17 protein-coding genes and 1 tRNA gene are annotated in these 22976 nt (G+C 47.0%); 8 read left to right on the plus strand and 10 right to left on the minus strand.

What is annotated here, in order from left to right; genetic code table 11:
* The coding region (locus tag ABW391_RS22795) for a fibronectin type III domain-containing protein (RefSeq protein ID WP_353484202.1) at window positions 1–1806 on the plus strand (1806 nt) is incomplete at its 5' end.
* Between the two features lie 19 nt (window positions 1807–1825).
* A complete protein-coding gene (locus ABW391_RS22800; RefSeq protein ID WP_353484203.1) occupies window positions 1826–2455 on the plus strand; it encodes a T9SS type A sorting domain-containing protein in 630 nt (209 codons plus the stop codon).
* Between the two features lie 399 nt (window positions 2456–2854).
* Here ABW391_RS22800 and ABW391_RS22805 read toward each other — a convergent pair whose 3' ends face one another.
* Window positions 2855–3154: a hypothetical protein gene (locus tag ABW391_RS22805; protein WP_353484204.1), complete on the minus strand. Its 300-nt coding sequence runs from the start codon at window positions 3152–3154 to the stop codon at window positions 2855–2857.
* Window positions 3155–3303: 149 nt separating this feature from the next.
* On the opposite strand from ABW391_RS22805, the gene ABW391_RS22810 reads away from it, so the two are divergent.
* Window positions 3304–4911 (plus strand): C1 family peptidase, encoded by a 1608-nt coding sequence (locus tag ABW391_RS22810; RefSeq protein ID WP_353484205.1) that lies wholly within the window; start codon window positions 3304–3306, stop codon window positions 4909–4911.
* A gap of 95 nt (window positions 4912–5006) precedes the next feature.
* Here ABW391_RS22810 and ABW391_RS22815 read toward each other — a convergent pair whose 3' ends face one another.
* The 4 genes from ABW391_RS22815 to ABW391_RS22830 all read right to left on the minus strand — a co-directional run bounded on the left by ABW391_RS22815 (window position 5007) and on the right by ABW391_RS22830 (window position 10469).
* Window positions 5007–5600 (minus strand): outer membrane beta-barrel protein, encoded by a 594-nt coding sequence (locus ABW391_RS22815; protein WP_353484206.1) that lies wholly within the window; start codon window positions 5598–5600, stop codon window positions 5007–5009.
* A 174-nt stretch (window positions 5601–5774) separates the two neighbouring features.
* Window positions 5775–6605 (minus strand): M12 family metallopeptidase, encoded by an 831-nt coding sequence (locus tag ABW391_RS22820; protein ID WP_353484207.1) that lies wholly within the window; start codon window positions 6603–6605, stop codon window positions 5775–5777.
* Window positions 6606–6728: 123 nt separating this feature from the next.
* The gene (locus ABW391_RS22825; RefSeq protein ID WP_353484208.1) at window positions 6729–9914 is read right to left on the minus strand and encodes an OmpA family protein; all 3186 of its coding nucleotides are present in this window, start codon (window positions 9912–9914) and stop codon (window positions 6729–6731) included.
* Window positions 9915–9980: 66 nt separating this feature from the next.
* The gene (locus tag ABW391_RS22830) at window positions 9981–10469 is read right to left on the minus strand and encodes a hypothetical protein (protein ID WP_353484209.1); all 489 of its coding nucleotides are present in this window, start codon (window positions 10467–10469) and stop codon (window positions 9981–9983) included.
* Between the two features lie 276 nt (window positions 10470–10745).
* Here ABW391_RS22830 and recN point away from each other — a divergent pair, with 276 nt between their 5' ends.
* The 4 genes from recN to ABW391_RS22850 all read left to right on the plus strand — a co-directional run bounded on the left by recN (window position 10746) and on the right by ABW391_RS22850 (window position 16098).
* Entirely contained in the window at window positions 10746–12401 is a 1656-nt protein-coding gene (gene recN / locus ABW391_RS22835) for a DNA repair protein RecN (RefSeq protein WP_353484210.1), read from the plus strand.
* A gap of 172 nt (window positions 12402–12573) precedes the next feature.
* Window positions 12574–13377 carry an enoyl-ACP reductase FabI gene (locus tag ABW391_RS22840; protein WP_353484211.1) on the plus strand — a complete coding sequence of 268 codons (804 nt, stop codon included), beginning with the start codon at window positions 12574–12576 and terminating at the stop codon, window positions 13375–13377.
* Between the two features lie 117 nt (window positions 13378–13494).
* Window positions 13495–15486, plus strand: coding sequence for a putative porin (locus ABW391_RS22845; RefSeq protein ID WP_353484212.1), 1992 nt, complete (start codon window positions 13495–13497; stop codon window positions 15484–15486).
* A 39-nt stretch (window positions 15487–15525) separates the two neighbouring features.
* On the plus strand, window positions 15526–16098 hold the full coding sequence (locus tag ABW391_RS22850) for a helix-turn-helix domain-containing protein (protein WP_353484213.1): 573 nt from the start codon (window positions 15526–15528) through the stop codon (window positions 16096–16098).
* 53 nt (window positions 16099–16151) lie between these two features.
* On the opposite strand, the gene ABW391_RS22855 is transcribed toward ABW391_RS22850, so the two are convergent.
* The 5 genes from ABW391_RS22855 to murQ form a co-directional block, all read right to left on the minus strand.
* Window positions 16152–18332, minus strand: a complete 2181-nt coding sequence (locus ABW391_RS22855) for a penicillin acylase family protein (RefSeq protein ID WP_353484214.1) — start codon at window positions 18330–18332, stop codon at window positions 16152–16154.
* Between the two features lie 109 nt (window positions 18333–18441).
* On the minus strand, window positions 18442–19887 hold the full coding sequence (locus tag ABW391_RS22860; protein WP_353484215.1) for an amidohydrolase: 1446 nt from the start codon (window positions 19885–19887) through the stop codon (window positions 18442–18444).
* 95 nt (window positions 19888–19982) lie between these two features.
* Window positions 19983–20732, minus strand: coding sequence for a DeoR/GlpR family DNA-binding transcription regulator (locus ABW391_RS22865; protein WP_353484216.1), 750 nt, complete (start codon window positions 20730–20732; stop codon window positions 19983–19985).
* Window positions 20733–21002: 270 nt separating this feature from the next.
* Window positions 21003–21836 carry a BadF/BadG/BcrA/BcrD ATPase family protein gene (locus ABW391_RS22870; RefSeq protein WP_353484217.1) on the minus strand — a complete coding sequence of 278 codons (834 nt, stop codon included), beginning with the start codon at window positions 21834–21836 and terminating at the stop codon, window positions 21003–21005.
* 2 nt (window positions 21837–21838) lie between these two features.
* Entirely contained in the window at window positions 21839–22663 is an 825-nt protein-coding gene (gene murQ, locus ABW391_RS22875) for an N-acetylmuramic acid 6-phosphate etherase (RefSeq protein WP_353484218.1), read from the minus strand.
* A 199-nt stretch (window positions 22664–22862) separates the two neighbouring features.
* Between murQ and ABW391_RS22880 the strand changes: the two genes are divergently transcribed.
* Window positions 22863–22938 (plus strand) — tRNA-Ala (locus ABW391_RS22880).
* Window positions 22939–22976 lie beyond the last annotated feature (38 nt).

Genomic DNA, 22976 nt, shown 5'->3' on the forward strand with positions numbered 1-22976 from the left:
GGAGCAGCCCTGTACGAAGACAGTGTACAAGTCACCGTCAACACGGGCGACCCCTTCGTACGAGCACTCAGTATGAACCAACAAAACGACAGTCGGTTTGGACTTGGCTTGTTTGCTGCCGATGCCTCTTTTGGAGTAGCACAAGCAATGGGCTTGGGTTACGCAGATGCGCAGGCCAGTGCCAACTCGGTATATGAGTACCGGATTGCCTTTTACAGCGCGGATTCAACTCAGCTAGTGGGTTCCTGGCGCACCCAGATCGATACCCGGGTGGCGCAAAGCTTGCCTGCCTTGCCCGTGCCTGCCATAGAGATCAAGGTCAAAGATGTATTGCTGTCTTGGTCCAAACAAGGACTGGACATGTATTACACCGGCTATGATGTAGAGCGCTCTGCCGACAATGGCAGTACCTGGCAAAAGCGCAATGAACACCCGGTGTTGCCTCCTGAAACCGAAACAGCACTACGGCCAGATGTGGTTTTTTTCACGGATACCCTGAATTCGGAAACCACAACCTACCGTTTTCGATTGAGGGGGCATTCCATTTTTGGCATCAGCGCAGTAGGAAATAGCTCCGACGCCAAAAGCACCCCACCACCCCTGGCGGAAAAGCCCTCCATCACGGAAGTGACTCCTGAAACAGGCAGTAAATTGCTGGTGAAATGGACTTTCCCGAGTAGTTTGAATGCCCAACTCAAAGGCTTTAAGGTATACCGTTCACCTTTAGTTGATGGGCCTTTTGTGGCCATTGGCGGTTTGCAGGGATCAAGCGTCCGGCAGTACAGTGATGCCACTCCTCTGCACACCAATTACTATGTCGTAAAGGCCGTTGACCAATTTGACCAGGAATGGGAATCACTTGCTTTGTTGGGGCAGCCCGAAGACAATACGCCTCCTGCAAAAGTCAATGGACTGAGCGGAAAAATCGATGTGTCAGGGTTGACTATTCTGAACTGGACAGCTAATTCTGAAGCTGATGTGCAAGGCTATCGCGTTTATCAGGCAGACGCATTGGATGGTGATTACACTCAAATCAATGGCGAGATCGTCATGGGCAATGCCTTTTCTATTCAGGTACCCATGAATACCAGTGCTGAAAATGTTTATTTCAAAGTGCTGGCGGTAGATTTTCGCGAAAACTTGGGAGAAGAGTCCGCCCCACTGGTGCTAAAACGCCCGGATGTAATCCCTCCGGCTCAACCCAATTTGGCGGCAGTAGAGCCTGTAAGCATTGGCATCAAAGCCCAATGGTCACCCAGTGTAAGCAAGGATGTAGTGCTGCATGAGGTACAACACCGTTCTTTATTGCAAGCAGATTGGACAACGATTGCCACTTTGAATGGGGCGATTAGCGGCGATCAAATGACCCTGGATACCGCATTGAGTGGTGCTGCAGATTGGGAATACCGCATTGTAGCTACCGATGAGGCGGGGTTAAGCAGCATTTCTCCAATCATGAAGGTCACCTTACCCAATGTAAAACGTCCTGATGTAAGCCAGGTCAAAGCTGAAACAACAATTGTAGACAACAAAGCCGCAGTAAAGTTGAGTTGGGAGTATCCTAAAGATCCGTTCTTGCGCGAATTTGCAGTGTACCGCTCCGAAAACAATGGCCCGGCTCGGGTGTACCGTTACCTGGAACTGGCCAAGTTTCCGCCCTTGGCAGAAGTGGAGCAAGGCAGGCAGTACTATGTTTGGCGGGATACCCAAACGCAAGTTGGGGTTACTTACCATTACCAGATTGTGGCAAAATTTATGGATGGCAGTGCCTCTGGGATGTCATCGGCTGTAGCAAAATCATTGTAAATCAGAAAAAAATAGCTCCATGAAAAAAATAAGCCTCTTTATCTTCTTGTTGCTCCCCAGCATCAGCCTCCTGGCCACCATCCGCATCATCAGCACCTCCCCGGCTACGGCCAGTTGCAACGGCGGCATCTACGTAGAAGCTACCGGCACGGCAGGTCCTTTCAGTCTCAAAATCACCAATGCGAGTGGCTACTTGCTGGAAAGAGCGATGAGCAGCCCTACGGAATCCATCACGGGTTTGTGCAGCGGGGAGTATACGGTGCAGGTATTCAATGCGTTTGGCTGTGCCAAAACGCTGCTGGCGGAGGTCAGCGCAGGAGCGGGACTACTGAGCCAGCTCGCTCCTCAAAAACAAGATGAACAAGCGGCCTTGTCCAGCATATGGAAAGCCAAAGCCTATCCCAATCCATTCAGCACTGATTTTCAGGTAGAACTCGATTGGGATCGTCTACAGACGGAAGCAATTCAAGTGGAGGTGCTCAATGCCCTGGGGCAAGTGGTCAAAACCCAGCAGCAAAGCCTGGTACAGGGGCGCAATGTGTTTCGGGTGGAGTTGAACGATCCGAGTTCGCGAGGGCTGTTGCAGGTGGTGCTGCGAGATAAAAGCGGTAGACAGATTTGGTTGAAGGTGGTGCAGGTGCAGCGGTAATGGGAGTGACGAATTTTTCGAAAGACGAGTGACGAATGGGGTGAAGGGGAATGACGAATTTTTCGAGTGACGAATGACGAATACCCAGGCACTTCGGCTTCGCTCAGTGACCGGGGTATTCGTCATTCGTCACTCGAAAAATTCGTCATTTGCTCCAGCTTCTGGGTACTAATGTGCAATGGTCACGACTTGATCTGATGACAATTTAAAAAATCATCTGATGTGAATTGTGCCAGATGGGAGCTATGTCAAAAGAAATTGAATAACGAATGGGAAGCTACAAGTTATGAATGATGAGTGATGAGTGATGAATGATGAGTTATGAGTTGGTACACAATTTTTGCTTTTATGCAATTTTATAGTCATAACTCATAACTCATAACTCATAACTCTTTATTCCTATCTCACCAGTGCAGACACTTTTTTCAGTTTAGACTGACTTACACTGAATACAGGACTATAGCTGTCCTTTCTTTTATGGATCAATCCGGCGTGATGCATCAGCTCCAGACGATCGTGCAACAAGTCTGCATCCATTTTGGTGTGAATGAGCAAATCAACCCAGGTTGATTCTGGCCATACCTTCAGGCAGCCCAATACAGCTGCAGTATCTGGATGACACAAGACTTCTAGAATTTTAATTGCGTTTGTCACTTTTTCTCCATCTGGGAAAAAGCGGGATTTCATGCTAGTGTTCATAATTTGTTATTAGTGTTTCATAAGCAAAGACAACAGGAATACATTCCATTAGTAGGCTTTTACGAATCCTTGTCCAAAAGGTTACATTGAAGGGTGATTTTTTTTTATTTTTCACCCGTGGAATTTTATCACCAAAAAACCGTTAGACCATGCCTATCAGAATGGAAGATGATGACCCTCAAAATGGAGGGAGACGCCCCGATTCGAATAACAACAATCGAGGAGGTGGAGGAGGAATGGGCTGGTTGATCCAGCTTTTGCCTCTGGCCATTTTATTTTTGATCAAGCGCCCAAAATTGCTTTTTCCCATCCTGATTCTGGGAGGAATCTGGTACTTCTTCTTGGGTGGCCAGGAGATGATAAGTGGAGGAGGAGATCATACTGCTTATGTAGACCAACAGGACGAGGGTTCGCCTGTGCAGTTTTCTTTGGGCGCATCTTTAAGCCCTGAAAACTTTGACAAAATTCATGTGTTTGAGCCATTGGCATCAGGCGAATCAGGCAGTTTGAACAGTTTGCCCAGTAAAGTAAGCTTGTTGTCTTTTGCCCCCCGCCGGATGCACCAGGGAGGTCAGGGTTCATGTGTAGGTTGGGCGAGTGCCTATGCTGCGCGTACCATCCTGGAAGCGCGGGCAAGTGGCCAAAATGCCAATCAGGTTACGTTTAGTCCGGCGTATTTGTACAACCAGATTCACCTCGACAATTGCGACGGCGCTTACATGGACAAAGCCATGAAATCCATGATGCAGAATGGGGCTATGCCTTTCCGGTCTTTTGAATACGATGAATCCGCCTGCGACAATTATCCATCGCAAACCGAAATCCGCCAGGCGCAGCAGTACCGCATCAAAGGATTCAACCGCTTGACGAAAGGGGGGGATGACCTGGCTCCAGACGTTGAGGCCATCAAGCAGAACCTGGCGCAAGGTGCTCCTGTGGTGATCGGAATGATGGTGGGCGGATCTTTTATGAACAACATGATTGGCCGCAAGCTATGGCAACCTACCAGAAGTGACTACAACATGAGCGGATTTGGAGGCCACGCTTTGTGTGTCATCGGGTACGACGACAATTTTGAAGATGGCGCCTTTCAAATCATGAATTCCTGGGGCGAAGATTGGGGGGATCGAGGCATTTTTTGGATAACTTACGAAGACTTTGAGTATTTCACCAAAGAAGCTTACGGACTTTACCCCATGGGATCTGCACTAGATAAAAAGGTAGATCCAGGAAAATTGTCCATCGAATTTGGCTTGTACGACAACACCAAAAAGAGTGTAATTCCCGTAAAACAGGTTGGAGATATTGTGTTCCGTACCAATCAAGCACTGAGCAAAGGTCAGAAGTTCAAGGCATTGATTGCGAATTCTATCGACTGCTACGTGTACATTTTTGGTCAGGAAACCGATGGTTCCAGCTATGTTTTGTTTCCGTACAATGAAAAACACGACCCGTATTGTGGGATTGTGGGTACCCGACTTTTCCCCAAAGAACAGTCGATGACCCCAGATGCAAAGGGAAACAAGGACTACATCGCCATCGTATTTAGCAAAAAAGAACTGGATTATGAGGCGATGAACGAAGAGATCAATACTGCGGATGGCAACAGCTATGCCGATCAATTGAAAGCTGCGCTGGGCAACGACCGGATGCGCACCGCCAGTTTTAAATCAGGAAAAAGCACCATTGCCTTTGATGCCGATGTGAAAGATGCCGCCCCCTTGGTTGGGGTTGTCATTGAAATTGATAAAAAATAACCGTAGCCCAATGTGGCTGCCTATAAAAAAGCCACCTGGCGCACTCCGCCAGGTGGTCCCATTTTCGCACACTGATTATTATTTATCTTGCTGTATTAGAAGCGGATACCCGCACTCAGCGTCAATACATTATTTCGACCAGTGGTATTGGCGAAATAATTTGACATGCCAATTTCATAGTTGAGGTCTACGGTCAGGAAAGCCAAATCCATGCCCAGTCCAGCGTTGGCACCCCAGGTGAATGTCTTCAAATCGCTTTTGCTAAAGGGGATCCCCGCTTTTTCAGTTACCCCCAAAATCATGGTTGGAGTGATCCCACCTTTCAAGTACAGGTTGAGGAGTTGTTTTTTGCCGGTAAGGTCAAATCCAATGTTCACTGGAGCCTTAATGGCCTGGATCGTGGTCTCTTCATCAAATCTTAGGCGGGTATCGGTATTGATGTCATTCACCAGACGGGCGGTATAGCTATTGTAGTGCAATCCAGGAGTGAGGAACAATTTCTTGCCACCAAAACGGAAATCTACCCCTGCGTTCCAACCCACTTTTGCTGCTGCGGTCAAATCGCCCAAGTTGCCATCTACTGCGGAAAGGTTTACCCCAACTTTGGGATTGATTCTGGTTTGGGCTTGAGCGCTATATGCTGAAATAGTTATCAAAGCCACTGCTACAATTGCCTGCAAAGTTTTCATTGATTGATGTTTTTTGGTTTCAAAATTGAATACGACCCTAAAACGCATGAACTATTTCGTTTTCGCACGTCCAAAGGGTACTTAAACATAACTTTAAAGTTTCCTTTAGAAAGCATTAACAGATGGGCAATGCCCAAAATTGAGTCTTTGGTGTGGTGAAACCTGGAGTTCGGCTTACCCGCAATTGAAAACCCGAGGCCCTCTGAAAGGATACATTCGGGCGATGAAATTTTTGTCCTCAGCAGAAAGTTGAATGTTCCAGCGCACTTCAGATCCATCGAGCGTCAATTGCTTGGATACCGGATAGTGCATGATCGAGAGGGGATCGTACTGGCAGAATTGGGTTTGTACACTGCTGTATTTGCGAAACAGGTTTTGATCTACATCTTCTTTTTTCCAACCCTGAGTCTGGGCATAGTATGCGTATACTTTTTCCAAATCCCATTGAATGTTTTGCAGGGGGTGCTGGTGCTCGTGGATTAGCCCCAGGGCATGTCCAAACTCGTGCAAGGTAGTCCGACGAATTTCGTAGTCGGGAGTTCGATCAGAGAACCAGCCAAAATTCATGGTGCTGGAAAGCGAATCCAGGTAGAGGGCATCGCGGCCCATGTACGACCAGGAACCATCACGGGCATCCAGCCCGATGCGGATTTCGGCTTTGCCGCGGCGTACAAATTGAAAGCGAACATTGGCGTAGAGTTCCCATTCGCGGGCAGCCTTTTCGATGCGCAGGCGCAAGGGGTTGCTCAGGCTGTCCATAAATTTGACCCGAATGACCTGTCCAATGTTCCAAAGCTTGCTGCGAATCACTGCCGAGCGCAGCTTATCTTCTTCCAATTGCTTGTCGATGCAGGGATGAATGGCGGTTGGATCTTCTGCAAGTGTTTCGGTCTGTTGGTTGAGAAGAGTGCTTAGGTCAGCGTCGGTATCCTCCATCAATTCACAGGAAAAGCTTCCGAAGGCCAGGGTGATAGAGAGTGAAAAAATCAAATGAGCAATTTTCATGGCGGTATGTTTTAGTAGTGAACGACCAATTGTATTTACCTTACAAAGGTCGTTCAACCACTAGCGCTAAACATCGCCGCAAAAAGGGGTTCTGAAAAAATCCCCTTTAATGAGGAGAAAACTTCAATTCAAAAACCTGAACACCACCCGCCGATTTTTTGACCTGCCCTCTTCCGTGGCATTGCTGGCTGCGGGTTTGGATTCTCCATAGCCTTTGGTGGAGATTTTATCCGCTGCACAATTTTTGTCCAATAAAAACTGGCGCACTGATTTGGCGCGATTTTCGGAAAGCACCTGGTTGTACTCCGCAGAACTGGTATTGTCGGTATGCCCTTGGATCTCGATGCTCTTCCCGTTGTTTTTGATGAAGTTGGCCCACTCTTCCAGGTAAGCGAAGGATTCCGGCAAAATTTGATCCGATCCGATCGAAAACAGGATGTCTTTGGTTGGTACTTCGGTGTCTTTTTTAATTTCTGTGGTTACAATGGGCGCTGTGGCCGGGATTTTTGAATCTGTGTCCACTTTTCTCAATTCAGGAGTCAATAACATTGGAGGTGCATTGTCTGGGATGACCATCAGCTGAACTCTGTCTTGTGGAATGGGGATGAATACCTTGCCCGTAACTGGGTCAGGGCGCACTTTTACTACTAATTTATTAGTGCCTTTGTCGCGTACCTCTACTACACCACTGATGGGTTTGCCATCTTTGTCCACCACATTGGTTTCGTAAACGTATACTTGTTCTGGCTGAAATACCTTGGGGAGGTTGGTGAAAAAAATCTTGTTCTTGCCATTTTCTCCTACCACCATGTAAGCATTTTTTCCATCCAGACTTACCTTGAATTCCCAATCGTCACCGCTGGAGTTGAACAGCAATCCCATGTTCTGGGGCGTACTCCAGTTGGTCCAGGTATCGTCCAGTCGGGTACTGTAATACAAATCCAAACTACCAAATCCATTGTGTCCATTGGAACTAAAATACAGGGTTTTGTTGTCTGAGTGCAGGAATGGAGTACGCTCATCACCAATAGTATTGATGATGGGGCCGAGATTCCGCGGTTCTTGCCATTTGCCTTTGGCGTCCTGAAATGCCACAAAAATATCGCGGTGCCCTCCTTTTTCAGCAACATAAATCATGCCATTGGCAATGTAGCGGGAATCGGCCTGCCAGAATGAGAAATTGATTTCTTTTGGCAATTCAAGGGGTTCGCTCCATCCGGTGGCAGTTTTTTTGCTTTCGGCCAATTTCCCACTCTTAAACATCAGCATTTCAGTGACGTTGGAGTTTACACTTTCTGGCGCTTCATTTGCAAATACCGTATTTAAATCGGTTATGGAAACGGGGTTGCCCCAGGCGGATCCCTCTTTTTTCGCTACATAAACATCTTCTTGGAGCGTAAAGCTGCCCATGTTCCGACAAAAAAACAATTGTTGGCCATCGGCAGATAATGAGGGACTGTATTCCGAATAGTCTGTTTCTTCTGGGAAAACAACCTTCCTCAGTTTGTCCAGTTTTCCTTTGGTTTGGAACATCTCATACATCTCCGCAAACTGGGATTCGGGGGAATTGAAATATTTTTTGTAAACCTCCAGGGTATCTTTTACTGCCGACCAGTTTTTTCGCTCAAAATCACTGGCCATAATTTTGTTGAGCGCTAAAAATGCTTTTTCTGAAGGTGCCCAAGCCAGGATGTATTGGTGGTATTTCAGCCATTCGCTGATCCGATAAGTTTCCTTCAATAGCTTGCTGTCAATCAAATTTTGGAGGTCTCTTTTGATCCGTAGGGAATCAAAATCAGGGTACCTTTTCCCAAAATCAGCGATCTTCTCAGTGGACTCTGCGGTTCTTTCTTTTTGGTACAAGTACTTTATTAAAGCACTGCGGCTAGAATCAGTAGGGAATAGTTTCAAAAATTTATTGATGGCAAAGAGGGAGTCGGATTGCAATAAAAAAGACACCAAACTGTCTTTTACTGCCTGCCGATTGGCGCTTGGAGGTACCCGCTGGATGTAGCCAAAATACGCTTGGGGCCGATTACTGGCATAGATCCGCGTAATTTCCTGCTTTTCTACTTGATCCGCCCAATCCCGCTGGATTTTGAGGTATTTGTCGCGCAGGGCTACAGGTGTTTTGGGGTCTTTGGTAATGGCATCCAAATCGATTGGCTTTTTGGCATTGGCCCGAAGGCGGGTGGCAAATTTTTGCCAAACGGTGTCTACGCTGGGATGAGCAGGATATTCGTTCAAAAAGCGCTTGATCCGCGCCATACTGTCACTTCGCATAACGGCCTGGAAGTAAAAATCCAGCGCATTGGCTTCTTCTTTTTTGAGCAAATCCGGAAATGGAAACGCAGGAAACTGCGTCTTAAAAGCCTGCAACTGCTTGGGTGAAGGATTTTCTGCGCGGTATCCTCGGTAAAGCCGCATCCAGATGCTGTCTTGCTGAGGAATAGCCGGCCAGTTTTTCAGGGATTGGGCGCAGTAGCGCCATGGGGCTGTTTTGGCAATCTTCGTGGCAAAAGTATCCAGCGCCAATTCGCCGTAAACAGTGCCTGGAAATTTTTTGACAAAAACCTCCATTCCTGCCAGACTGGCTTTGCGGTTGTTTTCAAGAGCAGTTACAATGGTGTCTCTTACCCAGGCGGCCAGGGGGTATTTCTGGTTAAAACTGGCATTGGCGCTCCATCCGTTGGCTCGGGTGTACAGGTCAAAGAGTTTGAAACTTGAAGCCCGGAAAATGCCCGGTGATTTAAGCTTGAGGCTGTTCCCGTATTGGCCCATCAAGTGATCGAAAGCCTCCAATGTCCCCGCTTTCAGGGTTTCATCATACACCAGGTCATTCCGGTTGGTTTCAATGGTTTTGAGGTTTGTCGCATTGGGTTTTTCAATCAAAGTCAGGTAGTGGTCATAATTTGCAACGGTATTTTTTTTCAGGGCATCTTCGTAACATAGCTTTTCGATGCGGCGGCGGATTTTGGCTGCTGAGTCATCTTCCCATTCTTTTTCAAGCTTGCCCTTCGCTTTGGTATCCAAGGCCCGGTATTGGGTTTCGGCATTCAACACGCGAGCATAAGCTGAATCCAATTGAAAAGCTGGATTGCCTGCGCTACTAAAATACCTGGCCATCCCAAGATTGGCCAGGGTAGGGGAGTCGGTCGTTAGGTTGCGGAAAGTGGTTGCGGCGGTAGTGAAATCTTTGTCTTCGAGTTGCTTGATTCCATTTTTGTATTGAGCAATACCCAAACTGGAAAAAAGTAAAATTGCCGCAGCAATGCATACAGCACGTTTGAAGGAATACCTGAGGCCCATAATTGTGAGGGTTGGTGATTAGATTTTTATTGATTAAAACACAATATAAATATACGATAATTTTATTTATTTATTCTGCTTCACTGCATTGTACATCTTTTGTACTTCTTCCAGGGAAAAATGTTGATTCAAAGCGGTAGTGAAAACTATTTCAGTATCGCTTACCAGATGAACGTACCTAAAACTGTACCTTTCCGGGCGCATACTTTTTACTTCGTAGATGAAACCATCTTTGTGTTGTTCCACAATTTTTCCGAAATCAGGATTGCTGCGCACTTCACGGATTTGGCGAAAAGTTTGCTCCATCAATTTTTGACCTCGGGTCTTTCCCGCGTAAATTTGAATGGCATAACGTGTTGCCCCGGTTGAGGTGATGGATAAATCTTTTACCCCAGCCAAATCAAAGTTTTCAATCTGGGTACTGTCTGCTGGAGCAAGGATCGTAGCGGGAATGCCATACGGCTTTAGATCCATAACCTGCCAAGGCTTGGATTGATGGCCAATGCAATTGGGGAGTAAGAAACCCAATACCAGGATAATTAAAAATTGTTTCATGTGTGGTGCTGAAAATGACTACTGATTTGAGTTGTAAACGCAGAAAAATTAACTTCCCGATTTTGGGTTTTGAATAGGAAGTCGAACGGTTCAATTCAAGTGAGCTTCCTATTCAAAAGCCTCTAAAAAAATCGGGAAGTAATTTTTTGCGTCAGACTAAAAGAGGAACTACAGAAGGATAACGTTTTTTTTTGCGGCAAATTTAATGCTTTGTGCAAGAAGTCCAATTTTTTCAAACAAAACCTTTATTTTTACGCACAGTATTTTTAAAGCGCTATGATAAAAAGGCTTCACATCCGCAATTATGCGATCATTGAGCTCCTGGACATTGACTTTGCCAAGGGCTTGACCATCATCACCGGAGAAACTGGTGCTGGTAAATCCATTCTCCTAGGGGCACTTGGTTTGATCATGGGCGACCGTGCCGACACCAAATCTTTGTACAACCAGGAAGAAAAATGCGTCATCGAAGGTGTTTTTGACCTAAATGGTCATGACCTGAATGAGTTTTTTTCGGAACACGACCTCGACTACGAAACCGAAGTCGTCGTGCGCCGGGAATTGACGCCTTCAGGAAAATCGCGGGCTTTTGTCAACGATAGTCCGGTCACCTTGAGGGTACTTCAAGACCTCAGCGCAGAATTGATTGACCTCCATCAGCAATTTGATACGCTGGATATCCACAACCTGTCTTTTCAACTCCGCATGATCGATGCCCTGGCTGGCAACAAGGAACGACTCATTCAATACCGCAAGCTGTACAAAGATTACAGCGAAAAACAGCGCCGACTGGAGGAGTTGTTGCGCCGCAATGAGCAGTCGACCAAAGAAATGGAGTTCATCCAGTTTCAATTGGAAGAATTTAATAAGGCAGAGTTGAGCGCTGGAGAGCAAGAAGCCTTGGAAGAGGAACTGACCCGCCTTACCCACGCCGAAGACATCAAGCGCACCTTGAGTTTTGCCTTTGATGCCCTGACCGAAAATGAGCAATCTATTGTTGGTCAAATGCACACCTTGGGCAATGCTTTGGTTTCCATCGGAAAATACGCACCAAAACTCGGCGAATACTCCGACCGTTTTGCCAATATGATTTTTGAGTTGCGAGAAATGAGCAACGAATTTGAAAAAATTGCCGATCAAACCGATCATGATCCCGAGCGCATTCTGGAAGCCCAGCAACGCCTTGATCTGATTTATCGCCTGCAAAAGAAGCACATTGTAGCCACGGTTAATGATTTGTTGAACATTCAATCCAATTTGGAGCAGCAATTGGCCGGTTTTGCCGATCTGGGTAATGAGATTGGGGAGCTGCGGCATAAAATTGCCGAACAAGAAACGCATTTGTTCCAAATGGCAGATGACTTGGCCGATCGCCGGCAAGCCGTGATCCCCACCTACGAAGACAAAATCGTGGAGATGTTGGGACAATTGGCCATGCCTTACGCTCAACTTAAAATTGAAACCCGCAAATTGGATGCCCTCGGGCCAACGGGCCTGGATGAGGTACAGTTTATGTTTGCTGCCAACCGGGGTAGCCGCTTGCAGCAAATCAAAGATGTGGCTTCTGGAGGGGAATTGTCGCGCCTGGCTTTGGTGACAAAATCACTGGTAGCCAGTTCAATTCCGTTGCCAACCCTCATTTTTGATGAAATCGACGCGGGAATCTCTGGCGATGTGGCGCTAAAAATGGGCAATATTCTGCGGAATTTGTCCAACGAACACCAGGTGGTGACCATTACCCACTCGCCTCAGGTGGCTTCAAAAGCGGATCGCCATTATTTTGTATTTAAAGTGGACAAGCCAGAACGCACCGTTACCAATGTGCGTTTGCTCAGCAATGAAGACCGCATTCGGGCAATTGCCGTCATGCTCAGCCAAAGCCCTCCGAGTGATTCCGCAATGGAAAATGCACGGGAGTTGCTTGGTTTGTAGTGTGTTGTGAAAAAGGAGTTGTGAATAATGAATGCTGGTGCAACCTCAAGTATCTAAAATTCAGTCTTTAAGCAGATTTATCAGGTACAACGCACAACTCATAACGCATAACTCTTTACTTTTGCTCCGCTTTAGATATACTCTTGGACATAACTGAACAAAAAAACAACCAATGGCGAACAACTTATTGCAAGGGAAGCGAGGAGTCATCTCCGGTGCCCTGGATGAAAACTCAATTGCCTGGAAAGTAGCTGAGCGCTGCGTAGAAGAAGGTGCAACCATCGTACTGACCAATGCACCAGTAGCCATGCGGATGGGAGAAATCAACAAACTCGCCGAAAAGACCGGTGCCGAAATCATTCCTGCCGATGCAACCGATATGGCCGATTTGGAAAACCTCTTTGGTAAATCCGTTGAAATTTTGGGTGGGCCACTCGATTTTGTACTACACTCCATTGGCATGTCTATCAACGTGCGCAAGAAAAAAGACTATACCGATTTGAACTACGAATGGATGCAAAAATCCTTCGATATTTCTGCCATTTCATTCCATCGCATGATGCAAGTGCTTTACAAGATGGATGCCATGAGCGATTGGGGATCTATATTGGGTTTAACTTACATTGCAGCTCAACGCACTTTTCCTGATTACAGCGAAATGGCCGAATCCAAAGCTTTATTGGAGTCTTTTGCCCGCAGCTTTGGCTACCACTGGGCCTTGAAAAAGCACGTGCGGGTCAATACGATCTCTCAATCTCCAACCAAAACCACCGCAGGTTCTGGCGTAAAAGGATTTGATGAATTTTACGAATACGCCGACAAAATGTCGCCATTGGGCAACGCATCTGCCGATGCTTGCGCCGATTATTGCGTAGCCTTGTTTTCTGATATGACCAGAATGGTTACCATGCAAAATCTTTACCACGACGGCGGATTCTCTTCCATGGGGATGAATCCGGCGGTTTTGGGATTATAGTTTTGGTTTTAAGGTTTTAGGTTCTGGGGTTTGAGGTTTGCCCAATCGTACTCATTTGTTCAACATTGTGTATACCTCAAACTCAAAACCTGAAACCAAAACTTCTAATTTTTTTCAATGCTCAGACTGTTAGTTTCGCTTGCCCTGCTCTTTGGGTTTAACTTCTTACTGGCACAATTCCCAACTCAAGGCCCTGGCGGTTTTGGGAATCCCGGCGGTTTTGGTTCTCAGCGATCGGGACAGTTGCAATTAGATACCATTCAGGAAGACATCAAGCGCGACACCTTCGGCGTTTACCGTTTTTTGGCTAAAAATCCATTCCACGAACGGGCATTTTCGGATACATTAATAAACAGTTACACCCACCAACACGACCCGGTTCGCCAACAAGAATGGGATTACATGCACCTGGGCATTTCGGGGTCTGCCGCACAACCGATTGTATACCAACCACTCCTTCGCCGAGGCTTCGATCTGGGCTGGCACCAGTACGATTTATATGTAAAAAAGGCCGACGATATTCCTTTTTACCGCCATGAAACGGCCTTTACCAATATGGAGTACAACCAATTGAGCGAGCAGAACAATAGCGTATTCAAAATCCTGTTTTCGCGCAACTATGGCAAAGGCTTTAATTCTTCGATCAGTTATGAGCGCAATTCTCAACGCGCTACCACTCGCTTGTTTAGCCAACAGGCTCTGCGCAATACAACTTTGGCCCTCAATTTTTGGTTCAAAGGCCAAAATGGAAGATACAACGCCTATCTAACGATTGTCAACAACAAATTGGAGCGCCAAGAAAATGGAGGTCTGGTAAATGATACCCTTACCCTTGGCAATTTTACTACACCTGCCGTAGCGCCAGTATTTCTGGATGCAGCCCGATCCAGGTACCAACACCAGGAAGTCCAGTTTACCCAATATTTTCAACTGAATCGCTTCGGTAAAGCAGACACTTCTGCTTTGGATAGTCTGCCATTGGAGGCAGTGCCTGGTAAACAAATTTTCCAGGTGGCACATTCCATCAGTTACCAAAACATTTTTTCTCGGTACAACGATGGTGTGACCAATTTGACCACTTATTACAAAAAATTCAATACCGATTTACGGGGGATTCGCAATTACGTGGGCTATCAAAAAATCGAAAACCAATTCCGTCTCCTCACCTTTAAAAGCCAAGGCCCTTTGGTTGGCAGAGCTCGAAAAGAAGCTGGATTGTTGGAATTGGCTTTGGTGCATGCTTATCACCGGATCAATCTGGAAACCAGAGATTCCAGCCTTAATGAAGTCTTTGCAACTGGCAAATGGGATTTGCAACCGCTGCCAGCGGTGGATTTGCAGCTGAACGCTAAACTTGGGTTATTGGGCAATATTGGGGATTATCAAGCCAGCGGTGAGATCAATTTTAAATTGGGCAAATTGGGGCAACTGACCGGTCGAGCCACCAATCAATTGTATAGCCCAACCTTGGTACAGCGCGAATTTATTGCCACCCAACAAAGAATCTGGAACAATGATTTCAAGAAGACCCTGGAAACCAATTTGGAGGCTTCTCTGCAAATTGATCGCTTTCAAATAGAGGTTGGAGGTGCTTACCATTTGATTAACAATCTCCTATATTTTGATACTATTGGCTATGCACGCCAAACAGGAAAGCCTGTTGGTATTTTACAATTATTTGCAAAGAAAAATTTTGTATTTTGGCGTATCCATCTTGATAATCAAGTGATACTGCAAAATGCTTCTGAAGATGTGGTTCGTTTGCCTAAAGTGTTTGGCAAGCACAGTTTGTACTTTGAGGGAAGACTCTTCCGGGTTTTGAGTTCACGCATTGGTGTAGATGTGCGTTACCAAACCAGTTATTATGCAGATTATTACCGACCCTTGACCGGGCAATTTGAATTGCAGGACAAGCGTCTGGTCAATTTTTACCCGGCTGCCGATGTCTTTGGATCCTTTCAAGTGACCAAATTCAGGGCTTATTTTAAAATGGAAAACATAACCCGGTATATCGATCCTGAGAATAAATTGTTTTATCAAACTTCCTATTATCCTATGCCACCCAGCAGTGGATTCCGCTTAGGCATCAAATGGTTTTTTGCGGATTGATCTACTCCTGAGAGCAGGTGATAGCTAACCCAAACCGATATGAGAAACGTTGAATTAGGTAAAGTTGGACGCAAAATCCGACAACTGCGCAAGGAGAGAGGCATGAACCTCCAGGAAGTAGCAGACAAAAGTGACATTACTGCGGGACTGCTTTCCCGCATCGAAAATTTTCGTACCCTGCCTTCTCTTCCGGTATTGCACAACATTTCGATGGCCCTCACTGTCCCTTTGGCCGAATTGGTAGATCTGGTAGGCAGCAACGGCGAATCCAATTACATCCTGGTGCGCAAGGGCGAAGGAGAAAAAGAAGAGCGCGACGATTCCAAGGGTTTGATCTACGAAAACATCTTGAGCACCGGTTTAGCTGAAACAAACCTGCAAGTCTCGATCATTTACATTCCTCCGCACACTTACCGCAAGCCACTTTCCAACGACAGCATGGAATTAATTCATGTGGTGCAGGGCTCCATTGAGTACGGATTGGGCGATACCCTTTTCAACCTATATCAAGGCGATACCTTATTTTTTGATGGGAGCATTCCCCATTCTTTGAACAACACCACTGACGAGCAAGTAGTATTGTTCAAAGGATATTTGTTGAGGAGGAAGTAAGGGGCGATAAAAAAAGGAACACTTATTTTTGCCCCACTACTAAGGCCAAACCATTACTTACCTGGCTGGTAAGTTCGGTTGGCTCCATTCCGATAATCTTCAGGGTAAAAAAGCACCTCCTTGAATTTTCCTTCGGTGTACATTTTTCCCTGATCCATAAAGTGCGGCGATTTTGGGTTGCTGCTTTGCCCTCCGGTTACGATCGAGCGGGCTTTCAGGCGTGGCCCAAATTCTACGACGGCCACAAAACTGTTGCCCACACTGCCGTAGCGCTTTTTGGTTCCAGGATAAGCCCTTGCCCCAAATGCGGCCAAAGAGCCCCAGTGCGATGAAGTAAAGGCCACCGGGAGACTAGGTTGTTGATCATCAAATGTTTCTTTGATTTTTCCGGTGAGGCGTTGGAAGCGATTGATGTCGCCCCAACCGATTTTCCAGGTGCCAAAATCGCGGGTCAATTCATCCAAAACCAAATTCAGTTGTTTGATTTTTTCTTCGCTAGAACTGCTCTTGATGATGTGCTCACTCAAACTCAGGGCATCATTCGGTTCGTCTTCCGGTAAGTGGTAGCGGGTATAAGTCAGCATTTTTTCGCCCCAATAAATGGCCAGGGTGGAAGCTTGTGATTCGAGGCTATACCTGAAATTCCACTGTTTCAGCAGATCAATGGCCTCGGTCAGGCGAGGCGTTTTGTCATTGCTTTTTTGATATGCATCAACCAGCGCCGGAATAATGTCCTCAAATCCAGGAAGTTGCGGATCGTAAGCTGCTCCAATGAGTTTGTCCAAGGTAAAATTGGATGCATCTTTGAGTACCCGAACAGCGTGGATTCCCCGGTAATTTTCAGGATCGGGTGCCATATACGCCGGATATTTTTTGGGATCCGGGCTTTGAGTTGCTGCGGCAGTGAAAGGGGTAGAATTGCAGTTTTGCAACCAACCCGTACCTGGATTGAGCAATTGCACCGTTTCTTTCACGGGGTGCAATCCCTGCCAATCGGTAGCTGGATTGCTGCCATCTACCGGTTTTTCCCAATCAAAAGTCGGGTTGCGTTTGGGCATAAAATTGCCGTGCCAATATGCAATGTTGCCCTTGCGATCAGCAAAAACGGTATTGTTGGACGCATTGCCCCGCCAATCCATCGCTTTATTGTACTGCTTGTACCCATTGGCTTTGGTGCGAAGGAAAGATTGCGCCAGCGCTTTGTAAGGCTCGTTCATCATGCTGATGCTGATCCATTTGCCCTCTTTTTCGGAGATGACAGGCCCATGATGGGTATGGTAGGCATCAAACTCCTTTTGCTTTAGCTCATTGCCGTCTTTGTACCACAATTTTATTTTATCGATGCGCACGGGTTTTTGCTCATTTCCATAGCGGTAAAATGGTTTGCCTTCCTTCCACTCGATGGTTTCGAGGTACTCATCCAACACATCGGCAGCACTGGAAGTATGCATCCATCCACAGTTTTCGTTGAAACCCTGGTAAATAAAAAACTGACCCCAGGTAACTGCGCCATACACATTTAAGCCCTGCTCGCTGTGTACCTGCAATTCACTGCGGAAATAAAAAGTGGTATGTGGATTGATGAGCAATAGGGCATTGCCCGAGGCACTTTTGCTGGGGGCAATGGCAAATCCATTGGAGCCAACCGGTTCCCATTCGCGTTCTTCCCGTTCGGTTCGGATCCAGGAGGTGGAATGGTTTTTGGTGTAAAAAGCCTTGAGCCGCTCAACAGATACCGCGCTGATGTTGCCACCTATGCTCCCTTCGCTGAACATCAGGGGCATCCAGGGTTCAAAACGCTTGATCAAACGCGGCTTGACATTGGGGTGGGTGTAGAGGTAGTAATTGGCCCCATCGGCAAATCCGTGCAGCAGCTTTTTCATCCAGGCGGGACACTGCACATAAATGGCCTTCACCTGGTTGGTATCCAAAAAAAGCCGAGCGCGCAAGTCCTGGTACAAGTACGCTTCTCCTTCAACCTCCGCCATCCGGCCAAGAGCGGTGATGTAGTTGTCTTCAACCCGGCCAAAATCATCCTCACACTGGACATACAGCATGCCAAAAACGGCATCGGCATCGGTCTTGCCGCTCACGTGAGGAATGTCCCATTTGTCACGGGTAATCTGGATGGATTGAGCTTGCTGCTGCCAACGGGCAATTTCAGCCGCATTGAAACTTTGACCACTAGCGGAAAAACTGCAAAAAAGTAAAACTACGTAGAGTATTGGTTTCATTTGATTTGATTTTGGTCGGGGCGCCAGTTGGGGCGCCCCTAGGTGGGCGCCCACTTAGGGACGCCCCTATCTGGACGCCCCTATCTGGTCTCCCCGACGGGCGTCCGTCCTATTTCCGATAATCCAACGGCGGTTTCCGCGTTCCGATCAGGCATTGGTATTTAAAATCTTTGCCCCGGCGATCATTGAGTTCTGCTTTGGCTTTGGTACAAGTTTCTGGATTGTTGAACAAATCCATGGCCGTGAGTGCAATCGATTTGGCTGCAACCAACATGCCTTTGGCGCCAATGCCAGTGCCGCCAGCCGCTACTGCTTGCCAACTGTGCGCAGAAGTGCCTGGCACCCAGGTGGCAGTACCCAACCCTACAGTAGGTACAACCCAGCTGATGTCGCCCACATCGGTAGATCCGCTGTTGCGCTCTTCGGGTTGCTCAAAGGGCTGAACAACGGCTGCAGATTCAATATTGATCTTCTCCAGATTGAGGGTTTTGACGATTTGCTCGGCAAATTGCTTCTCTTCGGCATTATATACTACCCCGCCTACCGATTTCAAGTTACTGTGCATGATCTTGGCCAGGGTTTCATTGGGCATCAGGTTGTACACCCCGTTGATCAGTTCGTATTCCATGCGGGTGCCGGTACCCAATGCTGCACCTTCGCCAGCTTTGACAATGCGTTCAAAAATCTCCTTGCTGGTTTTTGCATCCGGGTGACGCGCGTAGTAGTAAACTTCGGCAAAGGCTGGCACAACATTGGGTGCTTCGCCACCACGCGTGATGACGTAGTGGATGCGGGTATCTTCAGGGATGTGCTCCCGCATCATGTTCACCATATAGTCCATAGCCTCTACACCATCCAACGCCGAGCGGCCGCGATCGGGCGCCATTGCTGCGTGAGAGGCCTGGCCATAAAAGCGAAACTTGGCGGAAATATTGGCCAGTGAAGAACTTGCTCTGGCGCTGTTTTCACTGGCTGGGTGCCAATGAATAATGGCGTCAGCATCATCAAACAAGCCTGCGCGTACCATGTAGACCTTGCCACCGCCGCCTTCTTCGGCAGGAGTGCCATAGAAGCGGACGGTGCCCGATTTCCCCGTTTGTTGCAACCACTCCTTGACGGCTACTGCCGCTGCCGCTGAACCCGCCCCAAAAAGGTGGTGGCCACAGGCGTGACCGGCTTTTACTTCAGGGCGCTCCTGACGCGTAGGCACAGCAGCCTGAGATACACCGGGTAGGGCATCAAATTCGCCCAAAATGCCGATAATCGGTTTGCCTGATCCAAAACTGGCGACAAAAGCAGTAGGCATATCGGCTACTCCGGCCTCCACTTTAAACCCGGCGGTGCGCAGTTGCTCTTGCAGAAGTGCTGAGCTTTTGGCTTCCTGATAACCCAATTCGGCCCAGTCCCAAATTTTCATGGCTACCTGGGTATAGGGGCCAGAAAGTTCGTCCAGGCGTTTTAAGGTTTGTATTTTTTCTTTGGAAAGTGCTGGATTGCTTTGGGCAAAAAGTCCCACGCCTACACACAGCAATAATAAGGTGAAGAATGGCTTCATGTGATTTGGTTTTTTCATACTGTTGGGCAATAAAGAAATGCAAGATCCTGGCTGGTTGAAAAAAGAAATGGAAAGCCAAGAAAGGTGATCTTTCCTTACATGATCTCAACGCCCATGTTTCGATAAGGCGTTAGCCGATGGTGCTCTGGGTCTAGCTCTGTAATGAGCACATCAAGATCATCGAGGCCGCATACCCTGATTTTTTGGCTGGAATCGAGTTTTTCTGCAATGGATAGCGCGACTACTTTTTTGGAAGATTCCATCATGGCTTTTTTGATGGTGACGACCTCCCAGTCGGATTCGGTCATTCCATCTACGGCGTCAATGCCATTGACCCCCATCAAACAAAGATCAGGACGGATGTCTTTGAGGGTGCGCACTACCTCGCCACCCACCGCAATGCCCGCCGCTTTGGACAGGTGACCACCGATAAAAATGGTTTCAGAGCTTTGATGCTCCAACAACTGTATGGCTGTATAAAGGCTCATGGTGACAAAGGTGATTTTGAGATCGGGGGGCAAGATGCGGGCAATTTCCAAATTGGTTGATCCTCCGCTGATCAAAACCAACATCCCTTCTTGCAGCAAGCTGATGGCTTTGCGGGCAATGATGGTCTTTTCTTGATAAGCGTATATTTCGTTTTCTTTGTAAGAATAAACATGGTAAGACTTGGAAAGCGCGCCACCACGTACTTTGATGATTTTTCCGGCATCGGCCAGTTCTTGCAAATCGCGGCGTACCGTATCTTCAGAAACATCCAGTTTGATGCTCAAATCGGAGAGCACTACTTTATTGTGGATGTTTACTTCACGCAAAATCAGCGCTTGTCGTTCTTTTTTCAGCATAAGAGAAAAGTGAGTTAAAAGCACTAAGATAACGACATTCGCCACTTTTGAAATAAAAAAAGCCTGCCGAATGATATTCCGGTAGGCTGGTAAAGCTAGCAAATAGTGTGTTTATTAAAAATACTGTTGGCCATTCAGCAAACAGATCTTTTCGTATTTCTTGCACAAATGTGCATCTTATTTCTTAAAACCTCAAGTTATTGCAAGAAAAATATTTTAAATCCGAAAAAATTGCTGTTTTTAAGCATGTTTCTTGCAAAAGTGTGCAAATTATTGATGGTACATGACCAATCCGGGCATAGGATCTTTTTCTGTGTTCCCGAGAATTAACCCAAGTTGTACGGCACTGCGCCAGATTTCTTCCGAAAAAAAAGAAGCCACAGATCCAACAAAATGAACAGGGAGATTTTTACTTTCCTCCAGCACCATTACGCTTCGTTCAAAAAAAAGCCGGAATTGATCGTCTAGTATGCCCTTGATGCATGGGTCGTTGCGGTGTTCATTGGCAAAAGGAGCGAAGGTGGATAAAAAACGATTGGGGTAGGGGAGTTGGTAAACCGATTGCAGAATGTTGTCGCGGGTTAAATGGTATTGATTGTTGAGGTCTTCGCGCAGGTATTCGGGCATTTCTCGGTTTAGGAAGGCTTGAATGATTGCTTTGCCTATCCCAGCTCCACTGCCTTCATCTCCAAGAATGAACCCCAGACCACCAGCTGTTTCAACAATGGTTTGTCCATCATATCGACAAGCATTGGAACCCGTACCCAGAATACCGATAATCCCAGCTTGATGTTGGGCCATAGAGCGGGCTGCCGCCAGCAAGTCTGTTTCAACATTCACGGTGGTGGCTTCCTGAAACATCAACCTAAGCAATTGGTGCATGCGGCGGCGCTGGTCTTCTGCTTTGCAGCCCGTGCTGTAAAAGTGTATTTCCTGAACGGGGTCACTTATTTTACTCCGCACCTCGCGCAAGACGTCTACAATTCCTTCATCACTTAAAAAATAAGGACTGATGCCCTGGGTTTGGATTTGGTGGATGATCTTGCCTTGCTGCACTGCCGCCCAATTTGCTTTTGTGGCGCCACTATCGACTAAAATATTCATAGTCAGGTACTTGTCTTATGGGCCAAAGAAAAAGCTTCCATCGCTTTGCGAACACCGCCATATTCTAACAACAAAGCGTGTGCATCCTCATACGGCAGATCCAGGTTTTGCACCAACATCTTGGCGCCACGGTCGATCAATTTAACGTTGGTCAATTGCATATCGACCATCTTGTTGTCGAGTACGCGCCCCATCCTGATCATCACGCTGGTAGTGATCATGTTGAGTACCAGTTTTTGAGCGGTACCGGCCTTCATGCGGGTACTGCCTGTCACAAACTCTGGCCCCACGATGGCTTCTACTGGGAAATCTGCATTTTCGGCCAGCGGGGATCCTGGATTGCAGGTTACACAGCCCGTAACGATGCCGTGCTGGCGGCACACCTGTAAACCCCCAATTACATAAGGGGTTGTACCGGAAGCTGCAATACCGATGACCGCGTCTCCGGCATCAATATCAAAAGCTTGCAAATCTTCCCAGGCGCGCGTCCAACTGTCTTCTGCGGCTTCAACGGCATGCCGGATGGCGTGGTCTCCCCCCGCGATCAAACCAATGATCAAATCTTCAGGTACGCCAAAAGTAGGCGGGCACTCAGACGCATCCAGGATACCCAATCGGCCACTCGTTCCTGCTCCAATGTAGAACAAACGGCCACCTTGCTGCATTCTGTCTACGACAGCCTCGGTCAAGGCTTCAATTTGAGGAATCGCAAGAGCTACTGCGGAAGGCACGCTTTGATCCTCTCGGTTGATGTTTTCCAACAATTCCCGGATACTCATCTTTTCCAAATGCCTGTACTGGGATGGTTTTTCAGTAATCTTTTCCATACGCCACTGCATGTAATTAACCAGAATGAATCCAAAACTCATCCACAAATTGCGTTATTTATTGCAATAATTTGCAACATTGAATGGTTTTTTTTGAGGACTGACTTGTTTTCTTAGTTGGGTAGGGACAATTAATTATTTCACAAAAAATATTTGGAGAAATGCGAATAGTGCCTGTATATTTGCAGCCACTTAAATTGGGGGTATAGCTCAGTTGGTAGAGCGCTTGCATGGCATGCAAGAGGCCAGGGGTTCGAATCCCCTTACCTCCACCACTTCTAAAAAAACAGATTCACTTCTTTTCTGGTGCTAC

It is taken from the genome of Haliscomenobacter sp., assembly GCF_040403615.1.
Lineage (GTDB): Bacteria > Bacteroidota > Bacteroidia > Chitinophagales > Saprospiraceae > Haliscomenobacter.